General features: G+C 56.7%; 18 protein-coding genes. 6 read left to right on the top strand and 12 right to left on the bottom strand.

The annotated features are described in order from the left end of the window. Positions 1–261 precede the first annotated feature (261 nt). Positions 262–2,535 (top strand): DUF305 domain-containing protein, encoded by a 2,274-nt coding sequence (locus AC0V6M_RS06425; protein ID WP_486138007.1) that lies wholly within the window; start codon positions 262–264, stop codon positions 2,533–2,535. A gap of 199 nt (positions 2,536–2,734) precedes the next feature. Then, positions 2,735–5,089, top strand: a complete 2,355-nt coding sequence (locus tag AC0V6M_RS06430) for a putative bifunctional diguanylate cyclase/phosphodiesterase (protein WP_486138008.1) — start codon at positions 2,735–2,737, stop codon at positions 5,087–5,089. Between the two features lie 84 nt (positions 5,090–5,173). Here AC0V6M_RS06430 and groL read toward each other — a convergent pair whose 3' ends face one another. From groL to AC0V6M_RS06490, 12 genes are all read right to left on the bottom strand, one after another. Beyond that, a complete protein-coding gene (gene groL, locus AC0V6M_RS06435; RefSeq protein WP_486138009.1) occupies positions 5,174–6,829 on the bottom strand; it encodes a chaperonin GroEL in 1,656 nt (551 codons plus the stop codon). A 54-nt stretch (positions 6,830–6,883) separates the two neighbouring features. Next, a complete protein-coding gene (gene groES / locus AC0V6M_RS06440) occupies positions 6,884–7,171 on the bottom strand; it encodes a co-chaperone GroES (protein ID WP_472643550.1) in 288 nt (95 codons plus the stop codon). A 137-nt stretch (positions 7,172–7,308) separates the two neighbouring features. Next, positions 7,309–8,700 carry an MATE family efflux transporter gene (locus tag AC0V6M_RS06445; RefSeq protein WP_486138010.1) on the bottom strand — a complete coding sequence of 464 codons (1,392 nt, stop codon included), beginning with the start codon at positions 8,698–8,700 and terminating at the stop codon, positions 7,309–7,311. 108 nt (positions 8,701–8,808) lie between these two features. Next, positions 8,809–9,285 carry a hypothetical protein gene (locus AC0V6M_RS06450; RefSeq protein WP_486138011.1) on the bottom strand — a complete coding sequence of 159 codons (477 nt, stop codon included), beginning with the start codon at positions 9,283–9,285 and terminating at the stop codon, positions 8,809–8,811. Beyond that, positions 9,224–10,810 carry a DNA/RNA non-specific endonuclease gene (locus AC0V6M_RS06455; protein WP_486138012.1) on the bottom strand — a complete coding sequence of 529 codons (1,587 nt, stop codon included), beginning with the start codon at positions 10,808–10,810 and terminating at the stop codon, positions 9,224–9,226. Before AC0V6M_RS06455 ends, AC0V6M_RS06450 begins: the two co-directional genes overlap by 62 nt. 108 nt (positions 10,811–10,918) lie before the next feature. After that, positions 10,919–11,338, bottom strand: a complete 420-nt coding sequence (locus AC0V6M_RS06460) for a helix-turn-helix transcriptional regulator (protein WP_486138013.1) — start codon at positions 11,336–11,338, stop codon at positions 10,919–10,921. Beyond that, entirely contained in the window at positions 11,335–12,156 is an 822-nt protein-coding gene (gene sctT, locus AC0V6M_RS06465) for a type III secretion system export apparatus subunit SctT (RefSeq protein WP_486138014.1), read from the bottom strand. Before sctT ends, AC0V6M_RS06460 begins: the two co-directional genes overlap by 4 nt. Next, positions 12,153–12,413, bottom strand: coding sequence for a type III secretion system export apparatus subunit SctS (sctS, locus tag AC0V6M_RS06470; RefSeq protein WP_472640431.1), 261 nt, complete (start codon positions 12,411–12,413; stop codon positions 12,153–12,155). The genes sctT and sctS overlap by 4 nt, the downstream gene beginning before the upstream one ends. An 18-nt stretch (positions 12,414–12,431) precedes the next feature. Next, positions 12,432–13,133, bottom strand: a complete 702-nt coding sequence (sctR, locus tag AC0V6M_RS06475) for a type III secretion system export apparatus subunit SctR (RefSeq protein WP_486138015.1) — start codon at positions 13,131–13,133, stop codon at positions 12,432–12,434. Continuing rightward, positions 13,130–14,113, bottom strand: coding sequence for a FliM/FliN family flagellar motor switch protein (locus AC0V6M_RS06480; protein WP_486138016.1), 984 nt, complete (start codon positions 14,111–14,113; stop codon positions 13,130–13,132). Before AC0V6M_RS06480 ends, sctR begins: the two co-directional genes overlap by 4 nt. Then, entirely contained in the window at positions 14,110–14,505 is a 396-nt protein-coding gene (gene fliO, locus AC0V6M_RS06485; protein WP_486138017.1) for a flagellar biosynthetic protein FliO, read from the bottom strand. Before fliO ends, AC0V6M_RS06480 begins: the two co-directional genes overlap by 4 nt. Further along, the gene (locus AC0V6M_RS06490) at positions 14,502–15,689 is read right to left on the bottom strand and encodes an EscU/YscU/HrcU family type III secretion system export apparatus switch protein (protein ID WP_486138018.1); all 1,188 of its coding nucleotides are present in this window, start codon (positions 15,687–15,689) and stop codon (positions 14,502–14,504) included. Before AC0V6M_RS06490 ends, fliO begins: the two co-directional genes overlap by 4 nt. Positions 15,690–16,478: 789 nt before the next feature. On the opposite strand from AC0V6M_RS06490, the gene AC0V6M_RS06495 reads away from it, so the two are divergent. The 4 genes from AC0V6M_RS06495 to AC0V6M_RS06510 are packed head-to-tail and all read left to right on the top strand — an operon-like array spanning position 16,479 to position 22,136. Further along, on the top strand, positions 16,479–17,180 hold the full coding sequence (locus AC0V6M_RS06495) for a lytic transglycosylase domain-containing protein (protein WP_486138019.1): 702 nt from the start codon (positions 16,479–16,481) through the stop codon (positions 17,178–17,180). Beyond that, positions 17,180–19,159, top strand: coding sequence for an FHIPEP family type III secretion protein (locus tag AC0V6M_RS06500; RefSeq protein ID WP_486138020.1), 1,980 nt, complete (start codon positions 17,180–17,182; stop codon positions 19,157–19,159). The genes AC0V6M_RS06495 and AC0V6M_RS06500 overlap by 1 nt, the downstream gene beginning before the upstream one ends. A 56-nt stretch (positions 19,160–19,215) precedes the next feature. Then, entirely contained in the window at positions 19,216–20,967 is a 1,752-nt protein-coding gene (locus AC0V6M_RS06505) for a secretin N-terminal domain-containing protein (RefSeq protein ID WP_486138021.1), read from the top strand. Next, positions 20,964–22,136: a SctD/MshK family protein gene (locus tag AC0V6M_RS06510; RefSeq protein ID WP_486138022.1), complete on the top strand. Its 1,173-nt coding sequence runs from the start codon at positions 20,964–20,966 to the stop codon at positions 22,134–22,136. Before AC0V6M_RS06505 ends, AC0V6M_RS06510 begins: the two co-directional genes overlap by 4 nt. The last annotated feature ends 36 nt before the right edge of the window (positions 22,137–22,172 follow it).

Genomic DNA, 22,172 nt, shown 5'->3' on the forward strand with positions numbered 1-22,172 from the left:
TGTACTCAACTAGGGTTATCGGAGGCTTAACAATGAGCGATTCGCCGCGGCAAGCTTTAGTTTCATCGCTCGCGATGAACGGTGTGTCGCAAGCGACCGGATTCGCTGGACACCAGCGCAGCCCATGCAGGTTATCAAGCCATGGAGTAATATAGCGCTACGGCTTGTCGCATTTGAGCTCGGCAGGGCGCTGATTGATCTTGACTGTAGCGAGCGCCCCGGCAGGGTGATCGTCAAGCTTTGGAATAGGGTAAATTTCTAATGATTCGAACCAAACAGATCGTAAAAACCTCAAGCTTCGCGATTACCGGGCTTTTGCTTGGGACTTCCAGCCTCGCGCTCGCGCAAAACGCCCCGATTGTGCAGCCTGGCGCACCAGGCCAAGAAGGCCGCGTTCTTAGCGCTGATGAGGCAACCCAGATTGCCGCAACTACGCATTCCCCAGCCGATGTTGCCTTCATGCAGGGCATGATTGTGCACCACCAACAGGCGGTCGATATGGCGGTCTTGGTGAAAGACCGGACGAACCGCGAAGAAGTGGTGGCACTCGCTGGCCGGATTGAAGCGAGCCAGGCCGATGAAATTGAATTCATGGAAGGCTGGCTGAAAGATCGCGGTGAAGCAACTCAGATGCCGGGCCATGCAGGCCATGCGGCCCACATGCACCATATGATGGCTGGCATGGCTAGCCCGGAACAAATGGCTGCATTAGCGGCGGCTTCTGGCGTTGAATTTGATCGCCTGTTCCTGACACTGATGATTGCTCACCACGACGGCGCAATCGACATGGTCGAAGAATTGCTCGGCCAGCCGGGCAGTGCGGCTGATCCGGTCTTGTTCAAATTCGCAGGCGATGTGGACGCCGACCAGACCAGCGAAATCGACAAGATGAACACCGTTTTGGCCAGCCTTTCCGCTGATCCGCGCGCAACGTTGAAAGCGGGCTTTGCCGACGCCGGAGAAGCAATTCTCAACCTGCGCAAAGTCGCGAGCCTTTCCAAACCAGCCGGCTTCTTTGATCCGGCCAACCCTGCCGATTTGCGGCCTGCCATTCCTGATGAGGAAGAAGACAAAGCGGACGAGACAGTGGAGGCAGCTGAGCCCGCAGAAGACGCTGAGCCAGCGGAGGACACGCCGCTTCGCGAAGAGGAAGAAGACCTCACCAAGTTTGCTGAGCGCTCACCGCTGCTCGATTTCGCTAACACGGACATGGCCTTCTTCGACGACATCATGGTCGCTGGCAGCTACCACGGTTTCAACATCTACAAGCTGAGCGACGATGGCGCACCGAATCTGATGAGCTCGGTCGTCTGTCCGGGTGGCCAAGGGGATGTCTCGGTTGTCGGCGACATCTTGGTCATGAGCGTCGAGCAAACCCGGGGCCGCGTCGATTGCGGTCTGCAGGGCGTGGCTGAAGATGTGAGTGAGGATCGTTTCCGCGGCCTTCGCATTTTCGACATTTCAGACCTGACCCGCCCGCGCCAAGTCGGCGGCGTGCAGACCTGCCGGGGCAGCCACACGCACTCTATAGTCAGCGCAGATGACACGAAAATCATCGTCTACAACTCTGGCACGTCCAGCATTCGGGAAGAGGATGAGCTGGCGGGCTGCGTAGGCGATATTGCCGGCGACACGCGAACAGCCCTGTTCAGCATCGACGTAATCGAAATTCCACTCTCCGACCCGTCTCAGTCGCGCATTGTAAAGTCGCCGCGCGTCTTTGCTGACCCAGAAACCGGCAGCATCGCAGGCCTTTGGACCGGCGGTGACAGCGGTGAGGGCACGCAGGACACGCGTCCAACCGACGAATGCCACGATATCACGGTCTTCCCGAGTAAGAATATCGCGGCTGGTGCGTGTTCAGGCAATGGCATTTTGTTCGATATTTCCGATCCGATGAACCCGGTGCGGATCGATGCCGTGTTCGATAAAGGCTTTGCCTATTGGCATTCTGCAACGTTCAACAATGATGGCACGAAAGTGATCTTCACCGATGAATGGGGCGGCGGTGGCCGCGCGCGTTGCCGTGCGTCCGACCCAATGACGTGGGGCGCGAATGCGATCTACGATATCGCCGATGGCAAGCTAGAATTCCGCAGCCACTACAAAATGCCTGCACCTCAAGGCGACAAGGAAAACTGCGTTGCGCACAACGGCTCGATCGTTCCTGTGCCGGGTCGAGATTTGTTCGTGCAATCCTGGTATCAGGGCGGGATCAGCGTGATGGATTTCACCGACAGCTCGAACCCGGTTGAGATCGCCTATTTTGATCGCGGTCCGATTGATGCCGAGCAATTGGTCGTCGGCGGTTACTGGTCGTCCTATTGGTACAACGGCCGAATTTACGGAACCGAGATCACCCGCGGCATCGACGTTTTCGCGCTTGAGCCAAGCGAGTTTCTCACCGCAGAGGAAATTGCTGCAGCAGAAGCCGCAAGCTATGCCAACACCCGGTTTAACCCGCAGACTCAAACCGAAGTCACTTGGGATGCAGATGTGATCGAAGCTGCAGTGAACAGCCGCAAAGGCGGGTAATTCTAGCGCGCTCAGCGCAAGTTCAAAGAAAAGAGGCTCGGCTGGTTTGCGCCAACTGAGCCTTTTCTTTTGCCGAGAATATTCTCATCGGGGTGCAAAACACTCGTCTATTCAGGAGTTTCACTAGGCCTGCTGACACGGGAAAATTAGCCCACTTTTGTCATTCACTGCGAAGTTTCATGTACGTGGCAGAGTTGTAATGGGCATTCCGCTATTTCCGGACGAGACCGTGTTGGAGCGCGTCCGAAAATTCAACAATTCGTTGGACCGCTTGATGCGGCTGTACACTGAGGGTGCCCTCAGCAGTGTTCAGTTCATTGGAGTTTTAACCCAAGAAGCCAGTTTGCAACTACAGGTCCAACGCGCGAGTGCTTGGGTGCTGGATGAGCATCAGTCGCAGATTGAATGCATTGACCTTTATGAAAGCTTGAGCGGCCGTCATTCATCAGGCGCTATATTGTATGCATCTGATTTTCCGAAGTATTTCGATGCTGTCATAACGGAACGGGTGATCACTGCCTCTGATGCCAGAACGGACCTGCGCACTTCAGAATTCACCGAAGTTTATCTCAAACCCAATCGGGTGTTTTCGATGTTGGATACGCAAATCCGCTCCGCTGGCGGTGCGCGCGGCGTAATTTGCTTGGAAACTGTTGACGAATATCGCGAATGGTCCCCGGATGAAGCGGCCTACGCCGCCTCGCTTGCTGAACTGATCGGGTTCTTCATGGACCGCGAAGATCGATCTGAGATTTACGACAAACTCCAGCAAACAAACGCCCAGCTGGCCGAAGCGGTGAGCAAGGCAGAACAAGCAAATGAACGGTTCGACCTTGCTCTAAAAGCATCATTTGACGGTATTTGGGACCATGATCTCATAACGGATACTGTGGTGTCCTCTGAACAGAATTTCGAGCTGCTAGGTCTTACCAGTGCTGAAGGGACGGCAGCCTTCATTTATTGGCAACAGCGCGTACACAAAGACGATAAAGATCGTGTAATTAAGGCCCTAAACGACCATATCGCCGACAAAGGGCCCTATAACGAAACCTATCGTATCCTCCACAAGGACGGGAGTTGGCGATGGTGGCGATCACGCGCGGCAGTTGTCCGTAATGAGGCTGGGAAACCGATTCGTGTTGTCGGCACCAATTCTGATGTGACCGACCTGTTTTCAGCTCAGCTTGAACTGAAACAGCGTAACAAGGAACTGCTTGCCGCTAAAATGGAAATCGAAGCAAGCGCTTTGCATGATGCCCTGACAGAACTGCCCAATCGTCGCTATCTTGTAAAAATCTATGATGGAATGCTCGACATCGCCAAGCAGAAAGAGGCCTGTTTGTCTGTTCTTCACATTGATCTAGATTATTTTAAAGATGTGAATGACCGCTATGGCCACGCGATGGGTGACGCTGCGTTAAAGCGTATTGCCGGATACCTCATGAGCCTCACGAACGAAGAAGAATTTGTCGCCCGGATCGGGGGTGATGAATTCATGGCCATTCTTTTTGACGAAGTAGAAGCACGGCGCGCCATTCAATTTAGCGAAAAGCTGAGCCATCTTTTGAGTGATGCTTTCCAGATTGATGATTGCGTTTTTGAGATCGGCGCGAGCGTTGGGATTGCCGTCGAGAAGGGGGAGCAAAAAGATGTTTGGAGCCTTTTGAGCGATGCTGATCTCGCGCTCTATGAAGCTAAGAAAAGTGGTCGCAAACAGCATATGGTTTTTGAGCATGATATGCGAGTGCGCGCCGCTTTTGCACGCACCACGAAAGAAGACCTAAGAGTTGCGCTTGATCAACAGGATCAGATCATTCCGTACTTCCAGCCTCAGTTTTGCGCTAAAACTCATGAGCCTGTCGGCTTTGAAGTGCTAGCCAGATGGCAGCATCCAACCAGAGGTTTGCTGATGCCGGGCGACTTCCTTGGTTACGCAGCAGAAATGGATAAGTTGACAGAAATCGACCGCCAAATCCTCAATCGTGCAGTCGAGTATTCTGAAGTTTGGGCCCATGCCGACTTTGATGCAAAGCGATTGTCTTTGAATGTTTCCAGCGATCGCCTCGTCGATCCCAATCTTTTAGAATGCGTCGAACAGCTTGGCGAGCGCACGTCCTTACTGTCGTTCGAATTGCTTGAGTCCACTTTCCTCGATGACACAAATGAAGAGGTAAAAAGGGTTCTTGAGCGCCTGCACCAGCTCAATGTTGAAATTGAGATCGATGATTTCGGCAGTGGGTACGCGTCAATTCTTAGCCTTGTGAATGTGCGCCCAGCCCGGTTGAAGATCGACGCCTCTCTCACACGTGATGTCGGGAAAGATCCCGCGATGCACAGCCTGATCGCATCGATTGTAAACATTGCACGCGCACTCGATATTTCGGTTGTGGCCGAAGGCGTTGAGAACCCATCCCAAAGCAAGAAGCTCACGAAGCTGGGATGCGATATCCTTCAAGGGTACGGATTGGGTATGCCGATGCGTGGTGATGAAGTTTTGGAAATGTTTGGCAGGGGTGCTGGAAGAACAGAAGACCGCATCGCTCGCCGCGCCTAAGTTCGCGCCACCGGAATCGATAAAAAACCCCCGGCGGATCGCTCCACCGGGGCCTTTTTGTAAGCTTTAGAAGGGGATGAGGTCTTAGAAGCCGCCCATGCCTCCCATACCGCCCATGCCGCCCATATCGGGCATTGCAGGGGCGCCAGCGCCTTCTTTTTCTGGAGTGTCGGTGATCGCCGCTTCCGTGGTGATCAGCAGTCCAGCAACCGAAGCTGCGTCTTGCAACGCGGTGCGAACAACCTTGGTCGGGTCGATCACGCCAGCTTCGACGAGGTTTTCATAGGTGTCGGTCGCAGCGTTGAAACCTTGGGTCTCATCGCCTTCACGCAGCAGGTTGCCTGAAACAACTGCACCATCATGGCCAGCGTTTGCAGCAATCTGACGAACCGGCGCCAGGATCGCACGGCGAACGATGTCGATACCGCGGGTCTGGTCGTCGTTTTCACCCTTGAGGCCTTCGAGAACCTTCGAGGCGTAGAGCAGTGCAGTACCGCCGCCAGGGACGATGCCTTCTTCGGCGGCTGCGCGGGTCGCGTGGAGCGCGTCATCAACACGGTCCTTGCGTTCCTTCACTTCGACTTCTGAAGCGCCGCCAACCTTGATCACAGCAACACCGCCAGCGAGTTTCGCCAGACGCTCTTGCAGTTTCTCGCGGTCATAGTCGCTGGTTGTAGCTTCCATCTGAGCCTTGATCTCACCGACGCGGGCTTTGATGTCTTCTTCGGCGCCAGCGCCGTCGGCGATCGTGGTGTTGTCCTTGTCGATGGTGACGCGCTTGGCCTCACCCAGCATGCCGAGCGTGACGTTCTCAAGCTTGATGCCGAGATCTTCGCTGACCATTTCGCCCTTGGTAAGGATCGAGATGTCTTGCAGCATTGCCTTGCGGCGATCGCCAAAACCAGGTGCCTTAACCGCAGCAACCTTGAGGCCGCCGCGCAGTTTGTTGACCACGAGGGTCGCGAGCGCTTCGCCTTCGATGTCTTCAGCGATGATCAGCAGCGGCCGGCCGCTTTGAACAGCCGCTTCGAGCACTGGCAGCATAGCTTGCAGGTTCGACAGTTTGGCTTCGTGGATCAGGATGTACGGGTTTTCGAGTTCAACCGTCATCTTGTCCGGGTTGGTGATGAAGTACGGCGATAAATAGCCGCGATCGAACTGCATGCCTTCAACCACGTCGAGCTCGAATTCGAGGCCCTTGGCTTCTTCAACCGTAATGACGCCTTCTTTGCCGACCTTTTCCATGGCTTCGGCAATTTTCTCGCCAACTTCCTTGTCGCCATTGGCAGAGATCACGCCAACTTGCGCAACTTCAGATGAGCCAGCGACTTCTTTCGAACGGCCTTTGAGGTTTTCGACAACCTTCGTTGTCGCAGTGTCGATACCGCGCTTTAGATCCATCGGGTTCATGCCGGCTGCAACTGCGGTCATGCCTTCACGGATGATGGCCTGGCCCAATACGGTGGCAGTGGTGGTGCCGTCACCGGCCAGGTCGTTGGTCTTCGACGCAACTTCCTTGAGCATTTGCGCGCCCATGTTTTCAAACTTGTCAGAAAGTTCGATTTCCTTGGCGACGGTAACGCCGTCCTTGGTGATGCGCGGTGCGCCAAAGCTCTTGTCGATGACAACATTGCGACCTTTCGGGCCGAGCGTCACTTTTACGGCGTTTGCAAGCGTGTCTACGCCCTTGAGGATGCCTTCACGGGCATCGCGGCCGAACTTTACGTCCTTAGCAGCCATGATTGTTTCTCCTGAAAAATTGGATTGATTGAAAAGCTATTGGGATCGCTCGGCTCAGCCGATCACGCCCATGATGTCGCTTTCCTTCATGATTAGCAGGTCTTCACCGTCGATCTTGACTTCGGTGCCGGACCATTTGCCGAACAGAACGCGGTCGCCAGCTTTGACGTCGAGCGCGATACGCGCACCGCTGTCGTCGCGTGCACCTTCACCAACGGAGACGACTTCGCCTTCGCTTGGCTTTTCTTGCGCGCTATCAGGGATGATGATGCCGCCAGCGGTTTTCTGGTCGGCTTCGATGCGGCGCACGACAACGCGGTCGTGCAGCGGACGAAATGCCATAATGATGACCTTTCTTCTTAGGTTGATAAATAGATTGGCACTCTCCGCTTGAGAGTGCCAGCGAGGAGCATGTGGTTGTGGCGCCTGCATGAGTCAACACTCTGCCCGCGATATTTTTTTCGGAAACTCGCGCCAGATTAGATCGGGTGCCGGGTAAGGCTCAATTTTTCACGCAGCATCCAGCGCCATGTGAGAAGAACCGCCGCGCAAGCCAAGCCGACGGCAAGTCCAATCCAGACACCGACGCCCTCCAACGGCGTGAAGAAACCCAGCCAGATAGAAAGCCCGATGCCGGGCACCCAATAGCTGAAAATCGCGATCCACATCGGCACGCGTGTATCCTGCAATCCGCGTAGCGCGCCTGCCGCCACGGCTTGCACCCCGTCTACCAGCCGAAACGCGGCGGCTAGTACAAGATATTGGAGCGCAAACCCGACAAGAGCGGCATTCTTTGCAGCGTATGGGTCAACATAGATAGAAAGCAGCAGATACGGCGCGAAGACCATCGCGCTGGCAGTGAGCGCCATAAAGCCTGTGCCGATTGCGAGTGCGACCCAGCCCGCCCGTTTCACCCCCAGCGGGTCGCGGGCGCCGTAGAAATAGCCCACGCGAATTGTGACCGCTTGCCCCACCCCGAACGGTATCTGGAAAGCGAGTGCGGCTAATTGTAGGGCGACCGTATGACCGGCAAGCTCTGCCGCTCCAAAGCGGCCCATCATGAATGCTGCCGCACCAAAGATCCCGGCCTCCGCAGTGACCGTAAACGCGATAGGTGTACCGACCCGAATGATCTGCCAGAACCGTTGCCAATCTGGTTTCCAAAAACGGTAGAATATCCGAAACTTGGCAAGCGCGGGATCGCCGATGATTACGATGACGTAGATGGCAAGCGTGAAGAGTGACGTGATGATCGTCGCGACAGCCGCACCTGTCAGGCCCATCTCCGGGGCGCCGAAATTGCCGAAGATAAAGGCGTAATTCGCAGCGGCGTTCACAAAAACCCCAAGCCCGGTAATTGCTGTCGCAAAGATTGGACGGCCAAGCGCCGAAACATAGGAGCGCAAAACGCCGGCCAATAGCATTGGGATCATCGAAAAGATGATCACGATATTATACTCACGTGCGAGCGCGATTATTGACGATTGCTGGCCGGTAACCCGCATCAATGGCTCGAGCAGCAAGCAGATACCCATGCCCAATGCGCCGGTTATTAGCGCAAGCCAGAGGGCCATTCTTGTGGAACGCCTGACTGGCCGAAAAGATGGCGAGCGTGCGCCAATGGCCTCGGCAATAAGCGGGGCAACGGCGCCGGTAAGAGCTGTCATGGCCCAGAGCACCAGCCCGAACAATGAAACGGCGAGCGCCGATGCCGCAAGCTGTTCATCGCCGAGCCGGGCAATGAAGATTACATCGACAGCATAGGTCAGCATCTGCAAGAGATTGGCAGTCGCAAGTGGCCCCGCGAGCAGCAAGGTTGCTCGCAGTTCCTTGCCCCATGTGGGCGATTTATGAGTTGCAATCTCGCTCATACAGCCGGCCCGGATAGGCGCATGGCTTCAGTGCCTCAATCGAACGAGCAAACCTTTGACAATTTAGGGAGCGCGCTATGTCCTGTTGGCCACAGGTCGATGCGGTCCCTAAGGCCTCAGAGAATTTCGCATCTGGGCGAGATTTTTGGGTGTGATTTTCCAACGCATTGGATCGTCATATTCAACGTGGATTTCAAAAGAGTTGGATGCGCGATCAATTTGGATGAGGCAGCTCTTCCACACCGGATCGCCCGACTGCTTGGCCTGAAAATCACGGTAAGCAATCAGCTTTTCGTAGAACTCCCACTCATTGGGAGCAATCGGAACAATTTTGCCATTCGCTCTATATTTGAAACCTGAACTATCGTATGATTCGCCATCAAGAATGACGCTCAAGGCAACCGCTTCCCAATCATCGCTCAAACGCTCAGTTTGCAGCAACAGACGCGCAATTTCGTTCACATAAGTATTCGATTGGTCGAGTTGCGAATCCTCAATATTCATCGCTTCAATTCCTTCTTGATCACTCGAAATATTGAGGCATATCGGCAGCAGAAATGCGGTCAAAACTTTGACCGGCTTCATTACGGAATGCCTTGCTATTTTCAAAGATCACGTCTCCATCGGCGTCGCGGACGCTATACCTTACTTCGATCCGCCCCGGACGTACACCGTCGAAGTCAGAGAAATTAATCTCATAGTCGACCTTGCCGCCAGCGTTAATCCAGTCGGCGATTTCATTTTCTAATCTCGCAAATGCGCCGCTGTTGAGGTTTTTCAAACGAACATTCTGTCCGTCGATCACAACATCGCGCGGAGTGCCGTTTTGCGGGAACATTGCCCGTTCACCTTGATCCCCCAAAAATCTATGTCCAGCGGCATGGCCGCCGTGGTCGCCGGTTTGACCCAAGCGCGCAACATCGCGCTGCGCGGCTGTTTCTGCATTGCTCCGATCTAGCCCGCTGAACACTTCGCTTAGCTCAGCCTTCGCCGATGCCAATCGTCCTTGGGAATCGTAAGTATACTTTACTGAGTTTGAACCAAATGCATGGTCAATGCTCCGACCTGCACGTGCGGCCCGCGCAGCGTCCAGCACATTGTCAGCGCGCTCTGCGAGCCGCGCTGCATCAACTGTAGCATCGCCGACATCTGCTGCGACATTCGCGGCCCTGCTTGCTTTACCCGCTTGTCCTGCAACCGGTATGAAAGTGCTAGCCACCTCGAAGGTGACGCGGCCAATGGCTTCGCCAAACCATTGCGCCTCCGCCTCCGGTCCAAGCGCAGCGGCGGCGGCGTGGGCATCTTTTAGACTGCTCCACTGTGCATCCAGAGCGTTGGCGATATCTGTTTTTAAGCGGCGAGGATTAGCGGCCACGGCGCTTGCATAGTCGCCGATCACTGATCCCATGCGGTCAAGCGTCGCGGTGGTCGCCTCTCCGCGCGCGGCCGATGGTATAATGGCATCGAATGCGCCGCCACCTAAGCCGCCAACATTATCGCGCAGCCAGTCACCTGCATCACCCAAGACCCCGCTGTCGGCGCCATATTGCAGCGTTTTACTGGCCAGCTCGAGTGTGCCTACCACCAAGTCTTTTGCGCCGTTCAACATGCCTTGCCGCAAGCCATTGTTAAATGCGCTGAGCGTGCCGGGATTATCGAGTACACCTTGAAGCGAGGCTCCCCATTCAGTCTGCTCAAGCCCTGCGGTTCGAGCCAAATCGGCGATCTGCGGTTGGACCAGGTTCAGCAAATTGTTAAGCGGGTCTAACCGTTGCAGAGCTGTGCCAATTTGATCGATGAAACCGCGCTGTGCTGCTGCCAATTCGCTAGCAGTGCTCGCCACTTGTAGCGCCTGGAAGCGATCGATCACCTGATTGAGGGCTGCGTCATCCGTGCGACCACCGGCCAAAGTGATGAGCTCATTCAAATACGCCTGCGTTGCGGGATTGGTGCTATTGCGCGCCTGTTCGAGCCATTGGCTTCGGGTCATCTCCGGCGGAGGTGCGACAAATCCATCATCTAGTCGGTCAAGCGTTTCAAAACTGCTTGGCGCAAGACTGTCTGCAAAGGTGCTATTCGAACCCTGTGCAGAGCTGGTAATCCCATTCATAGCAAACACCTTCGCCGAATTGATCATTCGACGTCAGCGGTACCCGGTTATCAAGTTCCGAAGTATCTGCAGATCGTATAGATCGGCGCAGTTCGCCGCATCTCGGCGCTAGTCCAGCGGGTGGAACAGCAAGCCTGCGAGCGCGACCAGCCCGCGCATCCCATCAAGCTCCAGTTTGCGCACCGCGCTGTTTAGGTGCGTGCGGGCGGTGCCCTCACTAATCGCCAGCAAGGTCGCAATATCCGCGTTGGAGCGTCCCCATCCTGCGAACCTCAGGGCGGCGGCTTCGGTACGGGTCAGTTGCTGCAATGGATCAACCAGAGACAGTGGAACCCGCGCTCCATCGACCAGGAACTCGCCTACGGTGACCTCACGCTTGCGCGAGGGATCACGTTTAGCGGCGCTCCGCATCTCCTCGATCAGCGCGAGCAATTCGGAATCGACCTCGGAGCCGCTACGCGGGTTGCCTTGCAAGCTGGCCCGAGTGGCAAGGCCCTCGGCCGCAGGATGGTTGGGACGCTGTGTCACTGCGGTGTTCCTGTGCGGTCAAGCATGCCTTGGGCAACGGCATCGCGCGACATCAGATCGTTCACGACCAGATTGCCGAGTAAAGGCAAGATCAAGACAAGCACAAAGATCGCAGCGGTCGCTTTGATCGATAGCGACAGCATGAACACGTTGAAGTTCTGCGCAAAGCGATTGAGCAATCCCATACCAAGGTCGATCATAAACAAGACCATAAGCGCAGGGGTGGCGAGAATGAAGGCAATCATAAAGTACCGGCCAAACTCTCCCTCGAACAGGATCACTGATGCCATGTCGAGGTCAACCCCGCCCGACCCCATTGGCCAAAGAGCATAGCTCATCATCAAGGTTCCAATGAGGAGCGTCAGGCCGCCGGCGGTCACGAAGGTGACTTGCGCAAACCTGCCCAGCAGGGTCGCGGAAAGTGATTGCGTGTTCCCGGAAATAGGATCGACGACTTGCGCAATGGTGGCGCCTGTTTTGCTGTCGATGATCTCGCCTGCTGAGGCCATGGCCCAGAGGAATGTCGCGTAGAACAGGCCAATTACAACGCCTGCCGCCGCTTCGCGTCCGAACAGCGCCAGCCACTGTGCTGCGGTCAGGGTGCTGGGCGAGAAGGAGACCGGCAGTGATAGAGCGACCAAGCCAAAGGCGATGATCAGGGAATTGCGCACGAGCGGCGGGATCAGTTGCGGCGAAAATAACGGCAGCATAATAAAGGCCATGGCAAACCGAGCAGATGCGGCACCGACCAGCAGCGCTTGCTCAGTCCAAGGGGCAGCTGAAATCAGCGATTGGCCAAGTGCGCCCCCAACGCTCATCCAACCAGCCCATTGAGATTGCTAAAAATCTTGTCGCTAAAGGCGAACAAGCTGCCAACCATCAGGCTGGCGGTGATGAACAGGGTCAGCACGATTGCGAAGAACTTCAGGGTAAACTGGAGCGTCTGCTCTTGGATCTGTGTGGCTGCTTGCACCACAGCCACCATCAGGCCGACCACCGACGCGGCGATAATCGGTGGAGCTGACAGCAGCAGCACCAGCCACAATGCCTCAAGCGTGATGTCGGTCAGGTTCATGGCCAAAGCCCCGCCTTGCTACATCGCATAGGACAGCACCAATCCATGGCTGAGTTTGGCCCACCCATCGATGACCACAAACAGTAAGATCTTGAACGGCAGTGAGATCGTGACCGGGCTGAGCATCATCATGTTGAGCGCGAGCAAAATATTCGAGATCACCAGATCAATGATCAGAAACGGTAGGAATATGAGAAACCCAATCTGAAAGGCTGTTGTCAGCTCGCGCACCGCGAACGCCGGGACGATGATGACAAAATCGCTGTCGCTAATTTGTGCCGCGCGTTCCGGCCCGCTGATCTGCCGCTGTGTCGCCAAGAAGAAGGCTCGGTCTTCCGCATCCGTATTAGCGATCAGGAACTTGCGCAGCGGCTCTTTGGCTTTGTCGGCGGTTGATATGATCTCTTGGGTATCGCCAAGTTGGGACGGGCCGGCAGGGCTATCGCCCGGCATTGTGGCCTCGGTTTCTGTCCCCATTCCAGCGGCAGCCGACATGTCTTGCAGGGTCGGGTACATGACATAGACGGACAGGATCAGCGCCAGTCCATTGAGAACGATGTTCGGCGGGGTTTGCTGCAGGCCAAGCGCGCTGCGCACGATGGCCAGGACAACCACGATTTTGGTGAAGCTGGTGACCATTACAGCTAGGAACGGAGCCAGCGCGATCAGCAATACTGTGATCAGCGCGGAGCCGGGGGTGAATGTCCCGAGTTCCATCATTCTGTTTCTGCCGCCAGCTCGCCAGTATCGCTCAACGGATCACCGGGCGATGCTTCTTCAGCGGCGGGCGCGGCCGTGTCGGCGCTTTGATCGCCGGGCTGGTTTGCGGCTGGTGAGGGGCTCTCGACCAGCACCGCGAACCGATCGCCCACGCGGACAATCTCGCCTTTGCCAACCGGCAATCCGCCGACGCTGATAGTGACTTGGAGGCCCTCCGTCACGGGGCCGAGGTCAATCGATCCGGCATTTGCAAGGGCGGCCAGATCCTCTTGCGATAGGATTGCATCGGGCAATTGCAGAGCCACTGGCACGGTCATTTGACTGGTGTCTGATGGGTCACTCATCGGAGCTGCCTCAAAGTTGTTAGGGGTGTTCGTAAGCGCGGCAATCAGCCGCCCTGTTTGCGGATCGAAAACTACGCCGCCGCCCACTGGACTGGCCGCGTTCTCGATAACGGGCCAAGGCGATCCAGAGAGCAGCAGCAGATCGCCCCCTCCCAATGCCTCAGCCTCATCCAGAGTGAGCCGCGTCGCAGCGAGAGACAGCGGCACCGGCACCGGAGTGGCTGCGGGACAGGGTATGGGCGGGGGTGCAAGCGGCGCGATCTCGCCCAAAGGCTCACCGGCGCGAGTGAGGCGGACGCAGGCAAGATCATTGCCGAGCTCGCCATGATTGTTGAACTCTGCAGCAATGCCGGTTGCCTGCTCAATCTCATTGAGCGACGAATTGTGCAAAGCCAAGGCGTCCACCAATGCGTCAGCCGCTGCGCCTAGCGGCGCGCGCGTCTCTGGCGGAGGGCGAAACGCAAGACCATCCCCTTTGTACCAGTCCGCTTGTGAAGACTGAGCCGGCACAACCGAAGTCGCCATACCACGACGGGCTAGTAATCGGGCCGCATGATGCGCCCAGGCGCATTGATCGGCGTTCAAGTTGGGCAGACGGCTGGCTACGCCCTCGGGCTGATCCTGCCGAGCGCTCATAATTGTCCCTCATCAGACATACGCAGGCGAAAACGTGGCCGCTCTTTTGCGGCATCGCTTGGTGTTTCATGGGCATCGTAATCCGCAGCGTCCGTGGCCGTTTCGGCTGAACCAGGAGCGGGCCATTCTCTCAGCCGAGATATAGAATGCGCGGTCACACCCAGCAGCATCTCTTCACCCTCAATTTCGATCAGAACCAGGCGTTCGCGCGGTCCAATTGGCAGGGCCCGGATGAAGCGCAAATTCCGCGTGTCTTGCTGGCCGCCGAGCCTCCCAAAGCTCCCGTCCTGAAACCGCCGCATAAGGTAAAGCCCGCCCCATGCGAGAGCGATAACGAAGGCCAGAGACAAAATGATCGCGAGCAGGGACGAAAGCACCGTTCCGATGGTCATGACGGTTCTAACTCCATTGGTTCTGTATCATTTGGTTCGCTGTGCGGCGCGCGGCTATGGTCGAGCTCACACTCCATTGGAGCCTTTCCGGCCCGGGCACGCTTCGCCCACAAGATCACCTCGGCGATCGCATCGAACAATTCCTCGGGAACCATCTCGCCAACCTCGCCGCGCGCCCACAGTTTGCGCGCCGTTGGGATGTGGCGGATTATCGGGACTTCTGCGTCGATCGCTGCCTCCCGCATAGCCTGCGCGATTTCACCATCGCCGCGTGCCAAAATCACGGGGACCGGGGCGCGATCAGGATCATAATCGAGCGCGATGGCGAGGTGTGTTGGATTGACGAGCAGCGCGGATGCGTCATGCGTGGCTGAGATAGCGCCTGATTGCGCCCATTCTTGACCCAGCCGCCGGCGGTGGTCCTTCACATGCGGATCACCTTCGTCCTGCTTCACCTCTTGTTTGATGTCGCGCCGGCTCATCATCATTTTTTTGAGGAAGCGCTGCTTGGTCCAGACGTTATCGATGAGCGCGATTCCAACGAATAGCCCGCCGACCCAAGCAAGGATCTCAAGCGTTATACTGTAGGTCAGGGCGGCATCACGCGATCCTGCCTGTGCGCCAAGCCCGTCTCGCCAAACGGCCTCTGAGGCGGGCAGCAGCATGGAGCCCATTTTCTCAATATGCCCGTAAGCGACGAGCCAAACGACAGCGAGCACGGCGAGCACTTTCGCTAGTGTTTTGACCAATTGGACCAATCCGTCCTTACCGAACAGCCGCTTCAATCCTTTGACCGGATTGATGTTCTCGAATTTCGGCTCAAGCCGCTTTGGCGCGAACAGACCGCGAGTTTGGAACGCTTCCGACAAACCGCCGAGCGCAGAAAGTGGAATGAGTACCACCGCGCTCAGCATCAGAAGCAGCAAGGCTCCCTCTCCCGCCAAGCCATCGAATGCCAAATTGAAATCGCCGCTGGCCGCCTGGGTCACAACCCGGTCCCCAAAATCTGCGATGCTGCGCGCGATCCACGCGCCTGCCACCATCAATAATAGAATTGCCCCAAAAGTGCCGAGCATGGACGTAATGTCCTGAGCTTTGGCGATGTCACCCTTTTCGCGGGCATCTCGTAGCTTTTTGGGGGTCGGCAGCTCTGTCTTGTCGCCGCCTTTATCTTCATCCGCCATTTGGCCTGCCACTCACCTCAATAAGACGCCTGTCAGAAACGGGCTTTTGATGTGCGCGCTAGAGACGATTTTTCGCCCCACGCGACTCCGGATGGCAGGCCCGGAAATCACGTTATTTGCACCCTTGTTAGTAAAGTCAACGGGCTTTGAAGTCGTTACCAGTGAAACTTTTGGCGACTCGAGTCGGATGCAGTAATCGCTTCACAAATGTGTCACAGACGAATCGCTCCAATTTTACGGTGAACTGAAAAAGCGAAAAGCACTCAATTCGTCGCACAACGCACGCAATTCCGGGCAATTGAGCAAGTTTTCCCAAGGTTTACGTGGGGCCTTCAAACTTACCAAATATCCTTTACCATCATGGTTGCTGGCTTGGTGGGGCCAAAGGCAGGATTCCCGACCCGTTAGCAATTAGCTAGGTTACTTGATTGGTTTAGAACTGAGTTCTGAACAGGAGGTCGCGTGTCAAGTAAAATAAAGAATAGTTGCGTCTCAATTCTTCGTAATGCGAAGTCTTGTAGTGCGAGGCTTACTTTAATCGGTGCCGGTTTAATTGCGCTTGGCGGTGCGAGCGTCGCAGCTAAGGAGCGGGATCCGGACCCAATCGCAAATCCAGGTGAATGTCAGGTCGATGCGCCCATTCGTGTGGCGAGCGTTGATTCGCTTAGACATTTTGAAGGTTTGCTGGGCCACTGTCCTGAAACCACTGTAATCGAATCGCCAGCTTTCAGAGCTAACCGCCCGCGCGACAATGTGCGCAGTACGACGATCTCCGAAGAGACGGAGGCAATGCCACGCGGCCCCGATTACAATGACGAGGCCACCGACGATCCGAGGTTTATTTTGGCGGCCGAGACGGACGCGAAAAGCCAAGGTAAGAGATCCGAGAAAGCGAATACAGAACTGAGCTTGGAGGCTGAAACTTTCAAGCTGGGCGATGGGTCTATTGTCGCAATCATCCCTCCTGAAAGCGCGCGCCGCCCGATCGAGGTTGATGGCTTAGGCGGACAGGGATTGGTCGGCGATCAGGATGTTGAAGCGGTTTTGGCGCTCAGTCCGCAAAGTTACGGCACACGCTTCGACGCGATCATCGAGCAAGCAGCGCGGGTCCACCGTGTCGATCCTCTGCTTCTCCACGCCGTCATCAAGCAAGAGTCCCGCTACCGCGACCGCGCGGTCAGCCATGCCGGCGCTAGGGGGCTGATGCAGGTGATGCCGGGTACAGGCCGCGATTTGGGGGTGAGAAATCCGCAGCATTTGTTCGACCCCACCACCAATATCAATGCGGGTGCGAAACTGCTCAGCCGTTTGTGGCAGACGTTCGATGGGGATCTGGAGCTCGTTCTTGCTGCGTACAATGCAGGTGAAGGCGCCGTTCGCAAGTACGGTATGAAGATCCCGCCCTATCGTGAAACTCAAGATTATGTTGCCAAAGTGAAGGCGAATTACGTCTCACTCGCTGGCGAGAACGGGATTGCGGTGAACTTCTGATGGCGCTCAGCGCGAAGCTCAAAAACGCTGCATCGGCAGTGCCCACGGCCCAGCCGATTGTTATCGGCGGGCTGGTCGCAATCTTCGCAATGCTCATTTTGCCAATACCTCCAGTGATGCTGGATGTGTTCATTGCCTTCAATTTAACTGCTGCGGCATTGCTGCTTATTGCGGTGATTGGCGCCCGCCACCCGCTCGAATTCTCCACCTTCCCGTCGATCCTGCTGTTCACAACGGTCGCGCGGCTGGCGATCAGTATCGCGACGACGCGGATGATCCTGACCGAAATGGACGGCGGCCAAATCATCACCGAATTTGGTGAAACGGCCGCCGGCGGCAACATCATCGTTGGTCTTGTAGTCTTCCTGATCATCACAGTGGTTCAGTTCATTGTGATCTCGAAAGGCTCAGAGCGTGTCGCTGAGGTCTGCGCGCGCTTCAGCCTCGACGCGATGCCGGGCAAGCAGCTTTCGATCGACAGTGATCTGCGGTCTGGAATGCTGACCAAGGACGAGGCGCGCAAAAAGCGCAGCGAGCTCGAGCAGGAAAGCCGCCTCTACGGCAGCCTCGATGGCGCGATGAAATTCGTGAAAGGTGATGCGATTGCGACAATCGTGATCGTGGTCATCAATCTCATTGGCGGCATTGCGGTTGGGATGCTCACCTTTGGCCTCTCACTGGGTGAGGCTGCGTCTACCTTCTCGATTCTGACGGTTGGCGACGGGCTGGTCGCGCAAATCCCTGCGTTTCTGTGTGCGCTCGCTGCTGGATTGCTGGTGACACGCAGCAATGATCCAAGCACGAAGCCTGATCTGGCTCCAGCGATCTTCTCTGAAATCGGTGCGCGTCCCGGAACGCTGGTTGCCGCGGGCGCGATTGCTCTGGCGCTTGGTTTGATACCGGGTTTCCCTTGGGCTGTGTTCTGTGCGCTCGGGCTGACGCTGATGTTGGTCGGCGCTTGGCGCGATCCCGTTGTTGGCGGCAAGATGCGCGAATTCGCGGCGCGCGGCCAAACTGATGAGGCGCCTGCTGCCGAAGAGATCATCCTGAAAGCGCGCCCTGCGCCGCAGGTTGAGCCACTGGTCCTGTCGCTCCAGTGGGGCACGATGAATGCGAGCAAGATGGCGCTGCTGACCAGCGAGCTTGAGGCGGCCAAAGACGATCTGCAAATGGTTTCCGGTGTGGCTCTTCCCGCGCTGAGGGTCCAGCGGATGCAGGATAATGAGCCGGAGGGAAGCTGGGAGCTGCTGGCCTATGATGCTCCGCTGGGTGCAGCGCGCGAGAAGCCGGAGCAAATCCAGGAGCGCGTGCCGGCGTTTATGCGTGAGCTCCTGCGCCGCAATCTGACCCTGTTCCTTGGTCTGCAAGAGGTCACTGACCAGCTCGACGTGCTGGGCGAGAGCCACCCAGAAGTGGTGAAAGAAGCGGTTCGCGCTGTGCCGATCCAGACCATCGTCGAAGTCCTGCGGATATTGGCTGATGAGCAGGTGTCGCTGCGCAATATGCGCGATTGCATCGCTGCGATCAGCGAGGCTGGGCAGACCGAACGCGAGGCGCATATGATCGCCGCGCGGGTCCGTATTGCTTTGCGGCGCAATATTGTCGCGCCGCTGTGCGAGGACGGGCGCCTCAAGGTCATGATGATCGGCCCGCGCGCAGAAGATGCGATCCGGGCGACATTGACGAGCATTGATGGTCAGCCGCGCCTCGCCGTTGATCCCTTGCGCATGCGCGATCTCGTCAAACTGATTGGACAAGAAGTCGAAACCGGCGACGCCCGCGCTATCCTGACAGCGCAAGACTTGCGCCGGCCTTTGCGCCTCGTGTGCGCTGCCGATCTTTTTGATGTGCCAGTTTTGAGCTTCAACGAATTGAACCCCGCCGTTCCGCTTGATGTGGTGCGGCAACTCGACATCGCTCCGGATTTGGTTGCTCATGCAGCCGAGCCGGACGAAATTTATGCGGAGGCTGCGGAGTGAACCCCCTTAACACCCGTTCGATTTTCCCTGTTTTGAAAAGAGCCATGCGTCGGCCAATGATCGCTGGTCTCGGTTTGGCGGCCATGCTGTCACCGGTGGCGGTGAGCGCTGGTGAGGTTCCGTTTCAGGAGGACCCAATATCGATCAGTGCGCGCGGTCAGGATGTACGAGACTTTGTGGCTGATCTGTTCAGTGAAGCGGGTCTTCGGGCCAAAGTTAGCACTGGCGTCAAAGGTAAAGTTCAGGGCGTCTTTAAGGACGATCCTTCAACCATTTGGGGCACAATTTCACGCGCATATGGCCTTGTCGTTTACTGGGATGGCGCAGTTGCTCGGATCTATAGCAACAATGAAATTTCCAGCCGATCCATACCGACGTACAATGGCGAGAAAGTCCGTGCTCAAGTCGAAAGCATGGGCCTTACGGATCAGGTCAACACGGTACAGACCAGGAATGGGATGGTGTTGGCCACGGGCGTTCCGTCTTTCCTCGACAAGGTCGAGCACATGACTGGTCAATTGCAGGCTCAGGCCTTGTCGGCTCCTGCGCAAGTCGCCCCAGCCAAGAAAACGCCTGCTCTTGTCGCCTCACCTCTGCTCCGTGCACCGCTAGCACGCGCCAGCGTACGCTCGGAAGTGATCCGCCATGCGGGTCTTCGCAGCCCGTTTGAAGTGCGGATTTTCTATCTGAAATATCGCAACGCCGCCGACCGCCCGGTACGCAATGCTGACCTGCTGACGATCATCCCAGGGGTTGCGACAGTCCTTCAGGAACAGATGGGTGATGGCCGCCAAGTTGGCAGTGTCACATCCAACTCTACCAATGAGTACACCACCACTGGGCTGCGCAGTTTGCGTGACCGATCATTTAGCGACCGCGACCGTGAATTCAGCCGCCGAGAAGATGGCGAGCGGCGAGAAATTGAACGCGATTTGGACGGACCGCGGATTTCAGCCGATTCAACTGTAAACGCTGTAATCGTGCGGGATCGCCCCGAAACCATGGGTGTCTATGAAAAGCTGATTGCCAATCTGGATATCGAGCCGTTGAGTATTGAGACGCAGGTTACGATCCTGGAGCTTAACGTCACGAAGCTCAAAGAGCTGGGCCTTGATTTCGGGTTCGGGATCGAGAGTCTGGGCCTGCTCTTCGGTGGCGGGCCAAATTTCGGGCCGGGGGGTATTACGGGCGGCTATCTGAGCGGAGATGGAAGTGTGTTCTTGGCCCGTGCGAAAGCGCTGGAAGAGCGCGGCGCTGTTCGCGTGACAACGCGGCAATTGCTCACGTCATTGAACAATGAAGTCGCCTCTTTCGGTGACAGCACTCAGCAGGTCATCAAGCTGGAAGGGGAACGCGAAGTTGATGCGGTCACCGTTGATTATGGCCTGACAATGCGGGTGCGGCCATCTGCCATCGAAGATGGCGGCGATATGCGGATCCGCATGCAGATCGAGATCGATGACACACAGCTCAACGGCATGGTAGTCGATGGTGTGCCTGTGACCGGCGGGGCCAATCTGGCCACGCATATGATCGTGCGTCAGGGCGAGAGCGTAATGCTGGGCGGTATGACCCGGACGACGACATATGACCGGAAGCGTAAGACACCGCTGCTCGGCGATATTCCGGGCCTTGGTCAGCTGTTTCGCAAGCGCAAGAAAGGCGAGGATCATTACGAACGCCTCTTCCTGCTGACGCCTAGGATCAGCAATCTTGGCACGGCTCAATTGTCGGCCAATGAGGTCGAGCCTCTGTCTATGGAGCGGCTGCGCGGCGAAGAGCCTGTCACTCCGAGGCGCCGCCGATGAATGCGCATTCTTCCGTTGCCGAGGTGCAGGAGCTTGGCGAAAGCATATCGCTGACGCTGCGGGTGCTGAATGGGCGTTCACAAGGGGCTGAGCATCGTTTGCCGCCCGGTCGTTCGCTGGCAATTGGTCACAGTTTCGAAAATGATATCGTTCTGCGCGATCGCTCGACGAAAGGCTGCACGCTAAGGCTTGCGACCTGCGGAAAGCGACCGATGCTTGAGATTGTGTCTGGCGAGGCGGTGGTGTTGGGCCGTGATATGGGGCCCGGCGAGAAGCTGGTGCTTGAGCCCTATCTTCCGGTCCAGATTGGCGATCTGCAATTTGCAATTGGCGGCGATGATGAAGAACGCTGGTCGGATGCGAGCGAAGCCGCCAATGAGACCATGGTAGTCGCTTTGCAAGAGGCAGACGCTTTGCCCGCGACAGATATGGGCGAGCGCTTGGCGCTGCGTTCTCAGCCAGCCCGCACCAAGATTGCCGGGATCGAATGGACCGCTGGAAAGTTGGGCCTGATTGGAGCTGCGTTGCTGGTGATTGCGGGCGGTGCGTTCTTCGGAAACACCGCGCTTAGTCCCGATGCTGATGATCCGACCGCCATTGAGCTGGCGCTGGTTGATCAAGGGTTTCGGGGCCTTGAGGTTGGACGCGCCGCGGACACGGGCGCGCTGGCGGTAACCGGTCTAGTCCCCAATGAGAGCGCTTTGCTGCAATTGCGCGAATGGGCAGCGGCGGAGCACCCGTCATTGTTCGTTGGGGTTGAGACACTGTCGGAAGCGGCGGAAACCGCAACTGACCTGCTTTCAGCACAAAAAATCGACGCGCGCGCTCTGCCAGCCGGTGCGAGTGGTTTGATTATCGAAGGGCCGTTTCTGCCCAAGGACAAGCAAGGTGAATTGACCACTTTGGTCCAGAAAGACCTGCCGCATGTCCGCTCTGTCGAGTTTCGTGCGGACCCCAATCGCGGCGGCAGTGATCTCGCCTATTTCTTCAATGCGCCCGGATATGGCGCGGCGAGCTTTGTGGCCGGTGACCCTGGCTATTTGGTGACCGAAGACGGGACCCGCTGGTTTGTAGGTGCCAGCCTGCCGACCGGGCACAAAATCGTAGAGATTGGCGAAGGCCAAGTAACTGTTGAACGCGAAGGGATGCGCGACACTTTAGTGATGTGAAATGCCAGAATTGAACCGAACACGAAAGGAAGTGAC

Source organism: Erythrobacter sp. JB3-1 (genome assembly GCF_057364995.1).

Bases quoted from the DNA above. Each gene is read 5' to 3' on its own strand.
- AC0V6M_RS06480 (WP_486138016.1), bottom strand. From the start codon at position 14,113: ATGAGCGCTCGGCAGGATCAGCCCGAGGGCGTAGCCAGCCGTCTGCCC.
- AC0V6M_RS06500 (WP_486138020.1), top strand. From the start codon at position 17,180: ATGGCGCTCAGCGCGAAGCTCAAAAACGCTGCATCGGCAGTGCCCACG.
- AC0V6M_RS06495 (WP_486138019.1), top strand. From the start codon at position 16,479: ATGCCACGCGGCCCCGATTACAATGACGAGGCCACCGACGATCCGAGG.
- AC0V6M_RS06455 (WP_486138012.1), bottom strand. From the start codon at position 10,810: ATGAATGGGATTACCAGCTCTGCACAGGGTTCGAATAGCACCTTTGCA.
- AC0V6M_RS06505 (WP_486138021.1), top strand. From the start codon at position 19,216: ATGATCGCTGGTCTCGGTTTGGCGGCCATGCTGTCACCGGTGGCGGTG.
- sctT (WP_486138014.1), bottom strand. From the start codon at position 12,156: ATGAGCGTTGGGGGCGCACTTGGCCAATCGCTGATTTCAGCTGCCCCT.
- AC0V6M_RS06430 (WP_486138008.1), top strand. From the start codon at position 2,735: ATGGGCATTCCGCTATTTCCGGACGAGACCGTGTTGGAGCGCGTCCGA.
- groL (WP_486138009.1), bottom strand. From the start codon at position 6,829: ATGGCTGCTAAGGACGTAAAGTTCGGCCGCGATGCCCGTGAAGGCATC.
- sctR (WP_486138015.1), bottom strand. From the start codon at position 13,133: ATGATGGAACTCGGGACATTCACCCCCGGCTCCGCGCTGATCACAGTA.
- AC0V6M_RS06450 (WP_486138011.1), bottom strand. From the start codon at position 9,285: ATGAAGCCGGTCAAAGTTTTGACCGCATTTCTGCTGCCGATATGCCTC.
- sctS (WP_472640431.1), bottom strand. From the start codon at position 12,413: ATGAACCTGACCGACATCACGCTTGAGGCATTGTGGCTGGTGCTGCTG.
- fliO (WP_486138017.1), bottom strand. From the start codon at position 14,505: ATGACCATCGGAACGGTGCTTTCGTCCCTGCTCGCGATCATTTTGTCT.
- AC0V6M_RS06445 (WP_486138010.1), bottom strand. From the start codon at position 8,700: ATGAGCGAGATTGCAACTCATAAATCGCCCACATGGGGCAAGGAACTG.
- AC0V6M_RS06490 (WP_486138018.1), bottom strand. From the start codon at position 15,689: ATGGCGGATGAAGATAAAGGCGGCGACAAGACAGAGCTGCCGACCCCC.
- AC0V6M_RS06425 (WP_486138007.1), top strand. From the start codon at position 262: ATGATTCGAACCAAACAGATCGTAAAAACCTCAAGCTTCGCGATTACC.
- AC0V6M_RS06510 (WP_486138022.1), top strand. From the start codon at position 20,964: ATGAATGCGCATTCTTCCGTTGCCGAGGTGCAGGAGCTTGGCGAAAGC.
- groES (WP_472643550.1), bottom strand. From the start codon at position 7,171: ATGGCATTTCGTCCGCTGCACGACCGCGTTGTCGTGCGCCGCATCGAA.